The organism is Phaeobacter sp. SYSU ZJ3003, from assembly GCF_041300735.1.
In the GTDB taxonomy this organism is placed as follows: Bacteria; Pseudomonadota; Alphaproteobacteria; order Rhodobacterales; family Rhodobacteraceae; genus Phycobacter; species Phycobacter gallaeciensis_A.
The window spans coordinates 56,206-69,634 of sequence record NZ_PXNU01000012.1 but is presented as its reverse complement, the minus strand read 5'-3'; the positions used below and the strand labels follow the sequence as shown (position 1 = coordinate 69,634).

Here is a 13,429-nt window from a genome sequence, read left to right as displayed (position 1 = left end):
CGCGGTCAGCCACGGTTACGGCGGAGTGCCTTTTTGAATTCTGCGAGCCGGAAGGCGCCAACGGCCTGTCCGACGCCAAAGTAGATCACCGCCCCGGTCAGGATCAGTCCCAGAAGGGCCAGATAGCGCCAGCTTGGCAGGTAGAAGAACCAGGCCAGCTGCTGAGTGCCGATATGAAGCACCGCGCCCATCAGCAGCGAGACCGCAAGAATGCGCCAGCCGCGTCGGAAGAAACGCGCATCAAAGCGGGCGACATCCCCCATGCGGCGCCCGGCCCCCATCCACAGCAGAGCGACCATCGCCCAGCCCGCCGTCGATGCGGCGATGGCGGGAGATACCCAGCCCACAATTGGCTTCAATCCGATGGCCAGCACCGCGTTGAGGACCATCGCCACCAGCGCGTAGTAGAACGGCGTGCGGGTGTCCTGGCGGGCAAAATAGAGCGGTTGCAGGACCTTTTGCAGCACGAAGGCAGGCAGCCCGGCGCCGTAGATCGCCACAGCCAGGGCAATGGCCGCCACGTCCTCGGGGCCTGTTGCGCCGCGTTTGTAGAGCACCGAAACCAGCGGCAGCGGCACCGCGATGAAAGCGGCGGCCGAGGGCAGCGTCAGCAGCAATGAGAACTCCCCGGCGCGCGAAAGCCCCTCGCGCGCGCCCGTATCATCACCTGCCCGCAGGCGCCGGGTCAGATCCGGCAGCAGCACGATGCCAACAGCAATCCCGACCACGCCAAGCGGCAGTTGATACAGACGGTCGGCAATGAACAGCCAGCTGACCGCGTTCTCAATATCCGAGGCGACCAGCTGCCCCACCACCAGATTGACCTGGGTGACGCCCATGGCCAGCGCGGCCGGAACCGCCACCCGCACGAGGCGGCGCATGGCGGGGGTGACGCGCGGCAGGCCGGGGCGCAGGCGGATGCCCGCACGCTCGGTCGCGCGCCAGACCAGCGCCAGTTGCGCAACGCCAGCAACCGGGATGGTCCAGACCAGCCAGGTGATGACCTCATGGCCAAGCGCTGCCCCAGTGATCATCGCGCTGCAGGCAAAGATGTTCAGCAGCACGGGCGCCGCCGCAGCAGCAGCAAACCGCCCCGTAGCGTTCAAGACACCGGAAAACAGCGCCGCCAGCGACATGAACAGGATGTAGGGAAAGACGATATGGCCATATCCTACAGCCAGATCAAAACGCGCATCCCCGACAAAACCTTCGGCCGTTGCCCAGACAAGGGCGGGCATGAAGACCATGCCAAGGCCGGTCAGGGCCAGTACCGCAGCGGCGAGTAGGTTGAACGCCTGTTGGGCGAAGCCTTCTGCGTCTTCATCGGCCTCCAGCCGGTCGGCGAACTGGGGCACAAAGGCTGCGTTGAAGGCACCTTCGGCAAAGAAGCGGCGGAACAGGTTGGGCAGGCGGAAGGCGGCGACAAAGGCATCAAGCACCGGACCGGGGCCGATATAGGCGGCGATCAGGATTTCACGCACAAAGCCGAGGATGCGGCTGGCCAGAGTCCAGAAACCAACCGTGACAAAGCCGGACAGCAGTTTGATCGGCTTCATGAACCGGCTCGCTTGGCCCCGGCGGAAATGGCCTCGCGCAGCTTGCGCTCAAGGGTCTTCTGCTTGGATTCCGAGTGGTATTTCAGGCCGAACATGTCTTTGACATAGAAGGAATCGACCACCTGTTCGCCGTAGGTCGCGATCACTGCATTGGCGATATAGACATTGGCATCTGCAAGGGTGCGCGCCAGATCATACAGCAGGCCAGCCCGGTCACGGGTATCCACCTCGATGATGGTGTAGATCTCTGACCCTTCGTTATCAAAGGTGATGTGGGTCGGCACGTTGAAGGCCTTTTCACGCTTCTTGATCTTGTCGCGCGACACCAGCGCCTCGCGGGCGATGACCTCGCCCTTCAGGGTTTTCAGGATCATCTGGGTCAGGCGGGGCAGGCGCGAGGCCTCATAGGGGTGGCCTTCGGCGTCCTGAATCCAGAAGGCATCGGTCACATAGCCGTCCTTGGTCGTATAAGAGCGTGCATCGACGACATTGGCCCCGACCAGTGCCAGGGCGCCCACCATACGGGCAAAGATGCCGGGGTGGTCGGCCATGGCAAAACAGGCGCGGGTGGCATCGCGGTCTTCATCGGGATGCATGCGGATGATGACTTCACCCGGATCACCGATCTCTTCCAGCTCGCGCAGCATCTCGGCAAAATCCACATGCGCGGTCACATGCAGGCCTTGCCAATAAGGCGGATAATGGCGCGAGGTTTCGCGTTTGAGATCGGATTTGGTCCAGTCTGGCAGCGCCGCGCGCAGGCGCTTCTTGGCGGCTGTGCCTCGGTGCTCGCGGTTCAGCGCCTCCATGCCGTCTTCCAGCGCGCGGCGGGTCTGGTTGTAAAGCGAGCGCAGCAGGGCGGCTTTCCAGTTGTTCCAGGTGTGCGGTCCGACGCCACGGATATCGCAGACGGTCAGCAACAGAAGCAGATCCAGCCGTTTCACCGATTGCACCGCCTTGGCAAATCCGCGCACGGTGCGCGGATCAGCAATATCGCGTTTCTGCGCCATGTCCGACATCAGAAGGTGGTAGCGCACCAGCCATTCTACGGTCTCGCTGTCGGATTTGTTGAGCCCCAGCCGCGGCGCCACCTTGCGGGCGATCTGGGCGCCAAGGATCGAATGGTCCTGTTCGCGCCCCTTGCCGATGTCGTGCAGCAGCATGGCCACCATCAGAACCTTGCGGTTGACCCCTTTGCGCAGCACTTCGGAGGAAACCGGCAGTTCGTCTTCCAGCTCGCCACGTTCAATGGATGCAAAGTTCGAGATCACCTGAATGGTATGCTCGTCCACCGTGTAGGAATGATACATGTTGAACTGCATCATCGCCACGATCGGTTCGAATTCCGGCAGGAAGGCAGAGAGAACGCCAAGCTCGTTCATGCGGCGCAGCGCGCGTTCGGGATTGCCGTGTTTCAGCAGCAGATCCAGAAAGATGCGGCAGGCTTCCTTGTTGGCGCGCATTTCATCATCGATCAGGTCCAGATTGGCCGTGACCAGACGCATCGCATCAGGGTGGATCAGCATGCCTGTGCGCAGACCTTCTTCGAAGATCCTGAGCAGGTTCAGCTTGTCCGCCAGAAACTCTTCGGGATCGACGATATCCAGCCGGTTGTGCACCACCTTGTAGCCGGGTTTGATTTTTGGGCGGCGGCGGAAAATCCGTTCCAGCAGCGGTTCGCCCTTTTGCTGGCTTGCCTCAAGCTTGGTCAGGAAAATGCGGGTGATATCCCCGACCTGGGTGGCCTTGCGGAAATAGTCCTGCATGAAGACTTCGACGCCGCGCCGCCCGGCGCGGTCCTGATAGCCCATGCGCTCGGCGACCTCGACCTGCAAGTCGAATGTCAGCTGTTCGGTCGCGCGCCCGGTTGCCAGATGCATGTGCGAGCGCACCGCCCAGAGAAAATTCTCTGCCTCGGCGAAGAATTCGAACTCTTCCCGGCTGAACAGGCCCAGCGGCACCAGTTCGGCGACGTCCTGCACCTGATAAAGATACTTGGAGATCCAGAACAGCGATTGCAGGTCGCGAAGGCCACCTTTGCCTTCCTTTACATTGGGTTCGACCATGTAACGCTCACCCTGTTTCAGGTGGCGTTCGTCCCGTTCGGCCAGCTTGGCCTCGACGAATTCGCGGGCATCCTTGGAAAAGAGATCGCTGCGCAGCCGGTTGTCCAGCTCTTGGGCAAGGTCGGCGTCACCGGACAGGAAACGGTGTTCCAGCATGGCGGTGCGGATGGTGTAATCCTCGGCGCCAAGGCGGATGCAATCCTTGATCGTGCGGCTGGAGTGGCCGACCTTCAGCCGCAGGTCCCACAGCATATAAAGCATCGATTCAATGACGCTCTCGGCCCAGGCGGTGATCTTGTAGGGGGTCAGAAACAGCAGGTCTACGTCCGAAAACGGCGCCATTTCGGCCCGGCCGTAACCGCCCACGGCCATTACGGCGATACGTTCGCCCTGGGTCGGGTTGGCCAGCGGATGCAGGAACTGGGTGGCGGCCCGAAAGGCGGTGGTGACCAGCCCGTCGGTCAGGTGGCTGTAGGACTGGGTCAGCGCACGGGCGGCAAAGGGCGCCGCGGTAAAGGCTTCGGCAATCGCCGCGCGGCCTTCCTTGTTGGCCTCACGCAGCAGACGGACCACTTCTGCGCGCAGCGCTGCCGCCTCCATGTCCTTGGCTGCGGCAGCAATCTGCTCGTGTATCGCCGCAGCGTCAAAAATCTTGTCTGCGGCGCAGATCAGCGGGCCTTTGACCGGGGCGAGGGGCGGGGTGCCTTGATGGGCCGGATCAGAAACCTGTGCCGGAGAAGCTGCTGGGAGCTGGGTCAATGACGACCACCTTCTGTTCTTGGATTGTTGCGACCGCAAGGCCGCGTTCATTGGTTCCATCGGCGCGCAGGCGGAAGATACCGCCGGTGCCCTGGAAGCCTGCGCCCTGGGTCAGGGCGGCGCCGGTTAGGGCGTCGGATTTCCCGGCACTGACCAGAGCCCCGATCGCGGCGATACCGTCATAGGCAAGCCCGCCGATGGAATGCGGAGCGCCCCCGTAGGCAGAGCTGTAGCGGGTAATGAACTGCTGCGATTTGCTCGGGTCGGGCAGGGCAAACCAGCCGCCCTGCACACCGGGCAGGGACAGGGTTGGCGAGGGGATGTCCCAGCGAGTCAGACCGATGTACTGGGTGCTTTCCTTATCCAGGCCCGCTTCGGGCAGAAGCTGGGTCAGCAGCGGCAGGGCGCCTGCGGTGGTCGCGGTCATGAAGACGGCGTTGGCATTGTTGGCACGCGCGGTGTCGCGGATCGGGCCGACGGCGTCGATCACGCCTTTCTGGGACAGCTCATATCCGACCGACCCGGCAATGGTTGCACCAGTGCGCCCGGCTGCGGCCTGAATGGCAGCGCTTCCTGCACGGCCCGCGGCGTCATTGCCGCTGACGATCACGATATTGCCGCGTCCCTGGCGTACAGCGTATTCGGTCAGGCGCTGGGCGGTATTGGCAAAGGTCGCCCCCAGGATAAAGACATTGCCGCCGGCGATTGCGGTGTTGTTGGAAAAGGCCAGCACGTTGACGTTGCGCTTGGCCGCGGCGACGCCTGCAGCATTTGCGGCCTCGGCATAGACCGGACCAAGGATAATTCGCGCGCCGTCGTTTATGGCCTGGGTGGCCGCATTGGCTGCTGTCGCCGGATCGCCTGCTGTGTCATAGACCTTGAGGTCCACCTGCACACCCTTCAGATCGCCGATCGCCAGACGCGCTGCGTTTTCAAGGCTTTGCGCCAGAACGCTGTCGCCGGATTTGGCCGATCCGCGCGGCACCAATAGCGCCACGGGAACTGGTTTCGAGGTGTTGATGCTCGGGCCGCTTCCGATGCTGGTCGGGTTGCAGGCGCTCAGAGCAAAGGCGGAAATTGCGGTAATCGCGGCGAATGCCGCCTTGCGGGCCTGTTTGAAAACGGCGAACATGATGGACCTGAAACTCCCCTTTTCCGGCGCTAGGCGCCGTGTTGGTGGCCGTATTGGTTTAAGGGGATCATAAACGACCAAAAAGGCGGGTCCAGCGTGAATCATCAGATCGTCAAATTGTTGCCGGGGCTGCACTTTGTGGCCACGCCCATCGGCACCGCGCGCGATATCACCCTCAGGGCGCTGGATGTGCTGGCGTCGGCTGATGTGATCGCCGCCGAGGACACCCGGTCGCTGCGCAAGCTGATGGAAATTCACGGTGTGCCGCTGAACGGACGCCAGATCATCGCCTACCATGATCACAGCGGCGCAGGCGCCCGGGCAAGGCTGATGCAGGCGATGGAGGCGGGGCAGTCGGTTGCCTATGCGTCTGAGGCCGGCATGCCGCTGATCGCCGATCCGGGCTATGATCTGAGCCGCGCGGCAGCTGAAGCCGGGCATAAGGTTACCGTAGCGCCGGGTGCCTCGGCGGCGCTGGCAGCGCTGACACTGGCGGGCTTGCCGACCGATGCGTTCTTTTTTGCCGGGTTTCTGCCGAATGCCAGCGGTGCCCGACGCAAGCGGCTGGAAGAGCTGCGAAACGTGCCCGGAACGCTGATTTTCTACGAATCACCAAAACGCATCTCGGCCTCGGTGGCGGATATGGCGTCGGTGCTTGGAGACCGGCCTGCTGCCCTCTGCCGGGAGCTGACCAAGAAGTTCGAAGAAATCCGGCGCGGCAGCCTGAGTGAACTGGCGGCCGGGCTGGAGGAAAAGCCGGTGAAGGGCGAGATTGTCATGCTGGTGGACCGCGCCCATGGCGAAGAGGTGAGCGAAGCCAGCCTCGAAGAGGACCTGCGTGCTGCACTGAAGGACAATTCGGTGAAGGACGCCGCATCCATCGTTGCGGAAACCCACGAATTGCCGCGCCGCAAGGTCTACCAACTGGCCTTGCAACTGGCCAAGGACGCAGGCTGAGCGGATGGCGGGGCGACACGACCAAGGTCAGCGCGCCCATCTGGCTGGAAAGGCTGCCGAAGACGCAGCCGCGCGCGCCTATGAGGCACGGGGCTACCACGTGGAAGCCCGGCGCTGGCGCGGCCCCGGCGGCGAAATCGATCTGATCCTGCGCAAGGGAGACATGCTGGTCTTTGCCGAGGTCAAGCACAGCGCCACATTCGCATCCGCCGCGGCCCGTATCACGCCCGCACAGATGCAGCGGATCCAGGCCAGTGCGGCGCATTTCCTTGAGGGAGAACCAGGGGGGCAATTGACCGAGGCGCGGCTTGATGCCGTGTTTGTGAACGGCGAAGGGCAGGTCGAGATCCTCGAAAATGCCTTTGGTCAGGGTTAGGCGGGCTCTGCTCTATTGAACCTTTGTGCCCGCTGGGCCATCTATTTGCCGAAACAAGAGGGATGCACTTCATGAAAATCGCCTTCCAGATGGACCCGGTCATGGGCGTCGACGTCGATGCCGACAGCAGCTTCCGCCTTGCTGAAGAGGCGCAGGCGCGCGGGCACGAACTGTTTTACTACAGCCCCGATCACCTTGCCTATCAGGAAGGGCGCATCACCGCCCGCGGTCATGACATGACCGTGCAACGCGTCGCCGGAACCCCGGCGGTGCTGGGCGAAGAGCGCGAAGTGGATCTTGCGGATTTCGACGTGGTCTGGCTGCGGCAGGACCCGCCGTTCGACATGCATTACATCACCTCGACGCATCTGCTGGACCGGCTCAAGGGGCAGACGCTGGTGGTGAATGATCCCTTCTGGGTGCGCAACTACCCGGAAAAACTGCTGGTGCTGGATTTCCCTGATCTGACGCCGCCCACTGCGATTGCCCGCGATCTGGACACGATCAAGGCGTTCAAGGCCAAGCATGGCGACATCATCCTGAAGCCGCTTTACGGCAATGGCGGCGCCGGGGTGTTCCGTCTGGACGCCAATGATCGCAACCTGACCTCGCTGCACGAGCTGTTCACCGGATTCAGCCGCGAGCCGCTGATCGTGCAGAAATTCCTGCCCGATGTCAGCAATGGCGACAAACGCGTCATTCTGGTGGACGGCGAACCCGTCGGCGCCATCAACCGCGTGCCCGCCGCCGGTGAAACCCGGTCTAACATGCATGTGGGCGGACGCCCGGAAAAGATCGGCCTGACCGAGCGTGACCGTGAGATCTGCGCCGCCATTGGCCCGCTTCTGAAGGAAAAGGGACAGATCTTTGTCGGCATCGACGTGATCGGTGATTACCTGACAGAGATAAACGTGACCTCGCCCACCGGCATACAGGAACTGGAACGATTTGATGACGTGAATATCGCCGAAAAGGTCTGGCAGGCGATCGAATCCAAACTGTAAGACACTTCCGGCTGGCGGCACTTCAGCCTGCCAGCCGGAACCCCAGCGCCTCAGCCACATGGGGACGCAGGATTTCCGGCTCCCCTTCCAGATCGGCAATCGTGCGCGCCACCCGCAGCACCCGATGATAGCCGCGCGCGGTCAGGGCGAAACGATCGGCGGCGCGCTGCATCATCTCGCGGCTTTCCGCATCCAATACGGCAATATCTTCCAGCAGCGCCCCTTCGGCATCGGCGTTCTGCTGCGCACCGGGATGGTCTGAAAACCGTCGTTCCTGCCGCTCCCGCGCGGTCTCAACCCTTTGTAGGATTTCGGCAGACCCTTCGGCGGCAGCGGGTAGGGTAAGATCGTCATAAGACACTGGCGGCACGTCGATGCGCAGATCGAAGCGATCCATCAGCGGGCCGGAAATGCGCCCCATGTAATCCTCGGCGCAGAGCGGCGCACGGGAGCACGCGCGGGCCGGATCCGCCAGATGGCCGCATTTGCACGGGTTGGCCGCAGCCACCAGCATGAAGCGGCTGGGGTATTTCACATGGGCATTGGCGCGGGCGACCATGACCTCGCCGGTTTCAAGGGGCTGGCGCAGGGTTTCCAGCACCGGGCGGGCAAATTCGGGCAGCTCGTCCAGAAACAACACGCCATTGTGCGCGAGGCTGATCTCGCCTGGCTGTGCCCGCCGCCCGCCGCCGACGATGGCGGCCATGGATGCGGTGTGATGCGGTTCGCGAAAGGGGCGGCTGCGGTTGATGCCACCATCCTCGATCAAGCCGCACAGGGACTGGATCATCGAGGTCTCCAGCGCCTCAGCCGCCGTCAGGGGCGGCAGGATCGTCGGCAGCCGCGCCGCCAGCATGGATTTGCCGGAACCGGGCGGGCCGACCATCAGGATGTGATGCCGTCCGGCGGCAGCGATCTCCAATGCGCGTTTGGCCCGTTCCTGCCCCTTCACGTCGCGCAGATCGCGTGTGCCGATGTCGTCATGGACTTCCCCCGCGATGGCCTGCGCCAGAGGCATCTTGCCGGTGAAATGGCGCACCACGTCGATCAGGCTGGCGGCGCCGATTACCCGAGCCGCATCGACCCAGGCGGCCTCTGCCCCCGATGCCTTGGGGCAGATCAGCAACCGGTCCTCGCTGGCCGCGGTCATCGCAGCGGGCAGGGCGCCCACCACCGGGATCAACGTCCCGTCGAGCGACAATTCTCCCAGCGCGATGGTCTCGCTTGCGGCCTCGCTTGGGATTACCTCGATCGCAGCGAGAAGCGCCAGCGCGATGGGCAGGTCGAAATGGCTGCCTTCCTTGGGCAGATCCGCGGGTGACAGGTTCACCGTGATCCGTTTTGACGGCAGCGCAATCGACATGGCGGCAAAGGCCGAGCGCACCCTCTCGCGCGCTTCGCTCACCGCCTTGTCCGGCAGGCCGACGATTGAAAAGGCCGGAAGGCCCGGCGCCACGGCGCATTGCACCTCGACCGGGCGGGCCTCCACCCCTTGAAAGGCCACCGTGTAGGCCCGTGAAATCATGCTGGGCTATCCCTCTGAAGATACCAGAGAAAATCATAGCGAACGGTGGACCAGAGTCGCCCTTAAAGCACGTTATGCGTGTATTTTTGTCGTTGGCTTTGCGGGCCGACGACGCGGCACGTCAGTCAAGGCTCCAGGGGCGGCGCTCCAGATCCATCGCATAAGGCTCGGGGTCGTAAGTCACCTCACGCGCCTGTTTCTGCCAGCGCAGCACCGCCGGATCGGACAGGAGCGCGCGGCAATAGGCGCGGGTTTCAGGTGACACCGGCAGGTCATATCCGATGATGCGGGCTGCAACCGGTGTGTAGAACACATCGGCAAGGCAGTAGTCGCCAAAAAGCCAGCCCTCCGCAGCGCCAGAAACCTTGCGGGCATGCGCAAACAGGGTCTCGATCCGGGCAAGATCCTGTTGCACCCCTTCGGAGGGGGTAAATCCCTGCCAGATATGGCTCAGTTGCATGGGGCAATCACCGCGCAGGGCAGAAAAACCGCAGGCCATTTCAGCCACCAGCCAGCGCGCAGTCGCCCGCGCCGCCGGATCGCTGGGCCACAGGCCTGCCTCCGGGTGCCGTTCCGCAAGGGTTTCGGCCATAGCCAGGCTTTCGCCGATCACCGTGCCTTCGGGCGTGCGAAGTGTGGGTACCAGCCGGGCAGGCGCCAGATCTGCCAGATCCGCCGCCATGGTTCCGGAATAAAGCCCCACCATATGCACCACATGGGGGAGCGAGAATTTTTCAAGCATGAGCCAGCCGCGCAGGGACCAGCTGGAATACATGCGGTCACCGATAAAAAGATCATATGTCATGGAAAGCAGGCTAGCGCAGCTTCACGGGTTGCCAAATCGCTGATTTGTGCGCGGTGCCATCACGGAAGGTGATTGATCTTTCCGGTGCGCCAATCATCGGTCCCTTCCCCAGGAAGGTGGTGGATTTCGGTGACCGACAGGTTGTCGATCCGGTGCGAAAACGCCTCTTCCGCCGTCAGCCGTTCGGCGCGCTGGACCTGGGTCAGGATCTGGCCGAAATGGCCGACCACGATCAGATTGCGGCCTCGGTGGGCTTCGATCAGATCGTCGATGGCCCGGTCCACGCGGGCGCAGACTTCATTCCAGCTTTCTCCGCCGGGGGGCCGCACATCGCCGGGGGTTTCCCAATAGGCGCGGATGCGTTCGGGATCTTCGGCGTCGATGTCTTTCCAGGTGCGCAGCTCCCATTCACCGAAATGGATTTCTCTGAGGTCGGGCAGGTGGGCCAGGCGCGCACGGTCGCCTTGGATGGCGCTTGCGGTATCTGCTGCGCGGGACAGATCCGACGACACCACCAAGGCATCTTCGGGCAGGGCAGCTGACAGGCGGCGAATTGCGGCGCTGTCGGACAGGTCCGCCGGAAGATCAGACCAGCCGACCATGGATTTGGCGTGGGTCGGGCCGTGGCGGACAAGGAATAGGCGGGTCATGAAAGGCTTCCTTTCAGCACCAGCGGCAGGCCTGCGGTGACCTGCACCACCGTCTGCGCGCGGGCGGCGATTGCGATGTTGAGCCGCCCCTGCGCCTCGCGGAACCTCCGGGCCAGGGCGTTCTCGGGCACGATGCCAAGTCCGGTTTCGTTCGACACGATCACGATTTCTGCGCGGCAGGCATCAATGGCCTGCAACAGGGTCTCGGTTTCGGCCTCCAGATCATGGTCCGCCAGCAGGTGATTGGTCAGCCACATGGTGGCGCAATCGATCAGGCAGATCTGTCCTTCCCCAAGGGCGCCAAGGGCCTTTGCGGCATCGAATGGTTCTTCATGTGTGGTCCAGTCCGCGCCGCGCTGGGCCAGGTGTTTTGCAACTTTTTCGCGCATTTCAACATCAAATATCTGTGAAGTCGCCCAGTAAGCTTTTGGCTTGCCTGAGGAAAAGCATAGACTTTCAGCAAAGGCTGACTTTCCCGATGCGGCCCCGCCAAGAATGAATGTGACAGCTGCGGACACGTCTTCTACCCTGAGTTCGGTGATGGTTGCAGAAGTTTGGGTATCTGCTGATCTGGCCTGAAACAAGCCTGAACCTGCCATGTCCGATGACGCCCCGCAGATGCGGACCGGGATCTGCAGCAGGGACACGACCAAGGGCGGACAGGTTCCAAGATGGGGAGCAAAGCGGCGCCCCCGATGGCCTTAAACGGCCTGATGCACCGGGGTAAGGCGCTGAAAACTGGGCCTGATCGGAGAAAAAATACAGCCAAAGTGATCCGATCCCGGCGCCACTGCGTAACATTATTAATCAGTTTGGAGGGGAGTATCATGGCACTTGACACGACCAGTGAAAACCCGCTGCCAAAGCAGGCCATGAAGGCCGAGCTTCTGGACGCTGAAACGGAGCTGCGCCTGGCTTATGCCTGGCGCGACGACCGTGACGAAGAAGCACTGCACCGGCTGATCCACGCCTATATGCGGCTGGCGATCTCGATGGCCGCGAAATTCAAACGCTACGGCGCGCCGATGAATGATCTCATCCAAGAGGCCGGTGTCGGGCTGATGAAGGCGGCAGACAAATTCGACCCCGACCGGGGGGTGCGGTTTTCCACCTACGCGGTCTGGTGGATCAAGGCGTCGATCCAGGACTACGTGATGCGCAATTGGTCGATGGTGCGCACCGGCTCCACCTCCTCGCAAAAATCCCTGTTCTTCAATATGCGCAGGGTGCAGGCCCAGCTGGAGCGCGAGGCGCGCGCGGCAGGCGTCAAACTCGACAAGCATCAGCTGAACCAGCAGATAGCCACGGAAATCGGCGTGCCATTGCGCGATGTGGAGATGATGGACGGGCGGTTGTCCGGCTCTGACTTCTCGCTCAACGCCGTGCAATCTTCCGAGGACGAGGGCCGCGAATGGATCGAAGCGCTGGAGGATGACAGCGCGCAGGCTGCTGAACTGGTGGAAGAGCGGCACGACCGGCGCCAGCTTCGGGCCTGGCTGGTCGAGGCGCTGCAGGCGCTGAACGAGCGGGAGCGGTTCATCATCACCGAACGCAAACTGCGGGAAGAGGCGCGCACGCTGGAAAGCCTTGGTAACGAGCTGAACCTGTCCAAGGAACGGGTGCGCCAGCTGGAGGCCGCGGCGTTTCAGAAGATGCGGAAAACGCTTGAAGGGTGCTCCCGGGAGGTGCACAACTTCCTCTCATGACAAAGTCGATTCTTTTTATCAGAAAAGCGGGTGCCGTCTGTGCGGCAGCCGCTTTCTTTATGTATGGGGCAAACTCCGCCGCCGTGGCCGAGTCTGCAGTGCTTCCCTCGGCCAAGGCTGCGGCCGAAGTCCTGCAGGAAGCCGATGTGGCCATTCTGGGTGAGGTTCATGACAACGCGGCCCACCACCAGAAGCAGGCCGAAATCCTGCGGCATCTGGCGCCGCGCGCCGTGGTTTGGGAAATGATAACGGAGGCGCAGGCAGAGAGGCTGAGCGAGCCAATGATGAGCGACGCGGAAGCGACTGCCGACGCGCTCGATTGGGAGGCCTCGGGCTGGCCGGAGTTTGCGCTCTACGCGCCGGTCTTTGAAGCCGCCGCGCCCGCGCGGCAGTACGGCGCGCTGGTGCCGCGCTCGGTCGCGCGTCAGGCGCTGGATCAGGGGATCGCGGCCTATTTCGGCGTACGGGCCGCAGATTTCGGGCTGGATCAGCCCCTGCCAGAGGCGGAGCAGACGGAACGCGAGGCGGATCAGATGGCCAATCACTGCAATGCGATGCCTGCGGAGATGCTGCCGGTGCTGGTCGATTTCCAGCGGCTGCGTGATGCGGCACTTGCTGCAGCGGTGGATCAGGCGCTGGAAGAGACTGGCGGGCCGGTGGCGGTGATCACCGGCAATGGTCATGCACGGCTGGATCGGGGTCTTGCGGTCTACCTGTCAAAGGCGCGGCCCGAGGTGCGGATCAAGAGCCTTGGCCAGAGCGAGGGCGGCGCGATATCCGGGGATTTCGATCTGCTGCTGGATAGCGCGGCGGCAGAGCGCCCGGACCCCTGTCTTGCCTTCGGCAAGGGTTGAGGGGAAAACCGTTTCACACTTTGGCCTGGGCCAAGTAAA

Annotated in this window: 12 protein-coding genes; 5 read left to right on the top strand and 7 right to left on the bottom strand. The window is 62.8% G+C overall.

Features of this window, described 5'->3' with window-relative positions; all coding sequences use genetic code 11:
- Window positions 1-5: 5 nt before the first annotated feature.
- Genes murJ through C6W91_RS05325 form a run of 3 tightly spaced genes read right to left on the bottom strand, consistent with a single transcriptional unit; the run spans window position 6 to window position 5,513 of the window.
- Window positions 6-1,556: a murein biosynthesis integral membrane protein MurJ gene (gene murJ / locus C6W91_RS05335; RefSeq protein ID WP_370570498.1), complete on the bottom strand. Its 1,551-nt coding sequence runs from the start codon at window positions 1,554-1,556 to the stop codon at window positions 6-8.
- Window positions 1,553-4,381, bottom strand: a complete 2,829-nt coding sequence (locus C6W91_RS05330) for a [protein-PII] uridylyltransferase (RefSeq protein ID WP_370570497.1) — start codon at window positions 4,379-4,381, stop codon at window positions 1,553-1,555. The genes murJ and C6W91_RS05330 overlap by 4 nt, the downstream gene beginning before the upstream one ends.
- Window positions 4,341-5,513, bottom strand: a complete 1,173-nt coding sequence (locus C6W91_RS05325) for a penicillin-binding protein activator (protein WP_065272746.1) — start codon at window positions 5,511-5,513, stop codon at window positions 4,341-4,343. Before C6W91_RS05325 ends, C6W91_RS05330 begins: the two co-directional genes overlap by 41 nt.
- 96 nt (window positions 5,514-5,609) lie before the next feature.
- On the opposite strand from C6W91_RS05325, the gene rsmI reads away from it, so the two are divergent.
- The 3 genes from rsmI to gshB all read left to right on the top strand — a co-directional run bounded on the left by rsmI (window position 5,610) and on the right by gshB (window position 7,850).
- Window positions 5,610-6,470: a 16S rRNA (cytidine(1402)-2'-O)-methyltransferase gene (gene rsmI / locus C6W91_RS05320; RefSeq protein ID WP_274831265.1), complete on the top strand. Its 861-nt coding sequence runs from the start codon at window positions 5,610-5,612 to the stop codon at window positions 6,468-6,470.
- 4 nt (window positions 6,471-6,474) lie between these two features.
- A complete protein-coding gene (locus C6W91_RS05315) occupies window positions 6,475-6,846 on the top strand; it encodes a YraN family protein (protein WP_274831264.1) in 372 nt (123 codons plus the stop codon).
- A gap of 71 nt (window positions 6,847-6,917) precedes the next feature.
- Window positions 6,918-7,850, top strand: coding sequence for a glutathione synthase (gene gshB / locus C6W91_RS05310; RefSeq protein ID WP_274831263.1), 933 nt, complete (start codon window positions 6,918-6,920; stop codon window positions 7,848-7,850).
- Window positions 7,851-7,872: 22 nt separating this feature from the next.
- Here gshB and C6W91_RS05305 read toward each other — a convergent pair whose 3' ends face one another.
- The 4 genes from C6W91_RS05305 to cobU form a co-directional block, all read right to left on the bottom strand.
- The gene (locus C6W91_RS05305) at window positions 7,873-9,375 is read right to left on the bottom strand and encodes a YifB family Mg chelatase-like AAA ATPase (protein ID WP_370570496.1); all 1,503 of its coding nucleotides are present in this window, start codon (window positions 9,373-9,375) and stop codon (window positions 7,873-7,875) included.
- A gap of 121 nt (window positions 9,376-9,496) precedes the next feature.
- Window positions 9,497-10,180, bottom strand: a complete 684-nt coding sequence (locus C6W91_RS05300) for a glutathione S-transferase (protein WP_370570495.1) — start codon at window positions 10,178-10,180, stop codon at window positions 9,497-9,499.
- A gap of 59 nt (window positions 10,181-10,239) precedes the next feature.
- Window positions 10,240-10,830: a histidine phosphatase family protein gene (locus C6W91_RS05295; protein ID WP_370570494.1), complete on the bottom strand. Its 591-nt coding sequence runs from the start codon at window positions 10,828-10,830 to the stop codon at window positions 10,240-10,242.
- Window positions 10,827-11,429, bottom strand: coding sequence for a bifunctional adenosylcobinamide kinase/adenosylcobinamide-phosphate guanylyltransferase (gene cobU / locus C6W91_RS05290; protein ID WP_370570493.1), 603 nt, complete (start codon window positions 11,427-11,429; stop codon window positions 10,827-10,829). Before cobU ends, C6W91_RS05295 begins: the two co-directional genes overlap by 4 nt.
- A gap of 228 nt (window positions 11,430-11,657) precedes the next feature.
- Here cobU and C6W91_RS05285 point away from each other — a divergent pair, with 228 nt between their 5' ends.
- A complete protein-coding gene (locus C6W91_RS05285) occupies window positions 11,658-12,536 on the top strand; it encodes an RNA polymerase factor sigma-32 (protein ID WP_065272752.1) in 879 nt (292 codons plus the stop codon).
- Between the two features lie 83 nt (window positions 12,537-12,619).
- Entirely contained in the window at window positions 12,620-13,390 is a 771-nt protein-coding gene (locus C6W91_RS05280) for a ChaN family lipoprotein (RefSeq protein ID WP_370570492.1), read from the top strand.
- The last annotated feature ends 39 nt before the right edge of the window (window positions 13,391-13,429 follow it).

What these genes read in the sequence shown, in the direction of transcription:
- murJ (WP_370570498.1), bottom strand. Translation starts at nt 1,556, where the DNA reads ATGAAGCCGATCAAACTGCTGTCCGGCTTTGTCACGGTTGGTTTCTGG.
- C6W91_RS05325 (WP_065272746.1), bottom strand. Translation starts at nt 5,513, where the DNA reads ATGTTCGCCGTTTTCAAACAGGCCCGCAAGGCGGCATTCGCCGCGATT.
- C6W91_RS05315 (WP_274831264.1), top strand. Translation starts at nt 6,475, where the DNA reads ATGGCGGGGCGACACGACCAAGGTCAGCGCGCCCATCTGGCTGGAAAG.
- gshB (WP_274831263.1), top strand. Translation starts at nt 6,918, where the DNA reads ATGAAAATCGCCTTCCAGATGGACCCGGTCATGGGCGTCGACGTCGAT.
- C6W91_RS05305 (WP_370570496.1), bottom strand. Translation starts at nt 9,375, where the DNA reads ATGATTTCACGGGCCTACACGGTGGCCTTTCAAGGGGTGGAGGCCCGC.
- C6W91_RS05300 (WP_370570495.1), bottom strand. Translation starts at nt 10,180, where the DNA reads ATGACATATGATCTTTTTATCGGTGACCGCATGTATTCCAGCTGGTCC.
- C6W91_RS05295 (WP_370570494.1), bottom strand. Translation starts at nt 10,830, where the DNA reads ATGACCCGCCTATTCCTTGTCCGCCACGGCCCGACCCACGCCAAATCC.
- cobU (WP_370570493.1), bottom strand. Translation starts at nt 11,429, where the DNA reads ATGGCAGGTTCAGGCTTGTTTCAGGCCAGATCAGCAGATACCCAAACT.
- C6W91_RS05285 (WP_065272752.1), top strand. Translation starts at nt 11,658, where the DNA reads ATGGCACTTGACACGACCAGTGAAAACCCGCTGCCAAAGCAGGCCATG.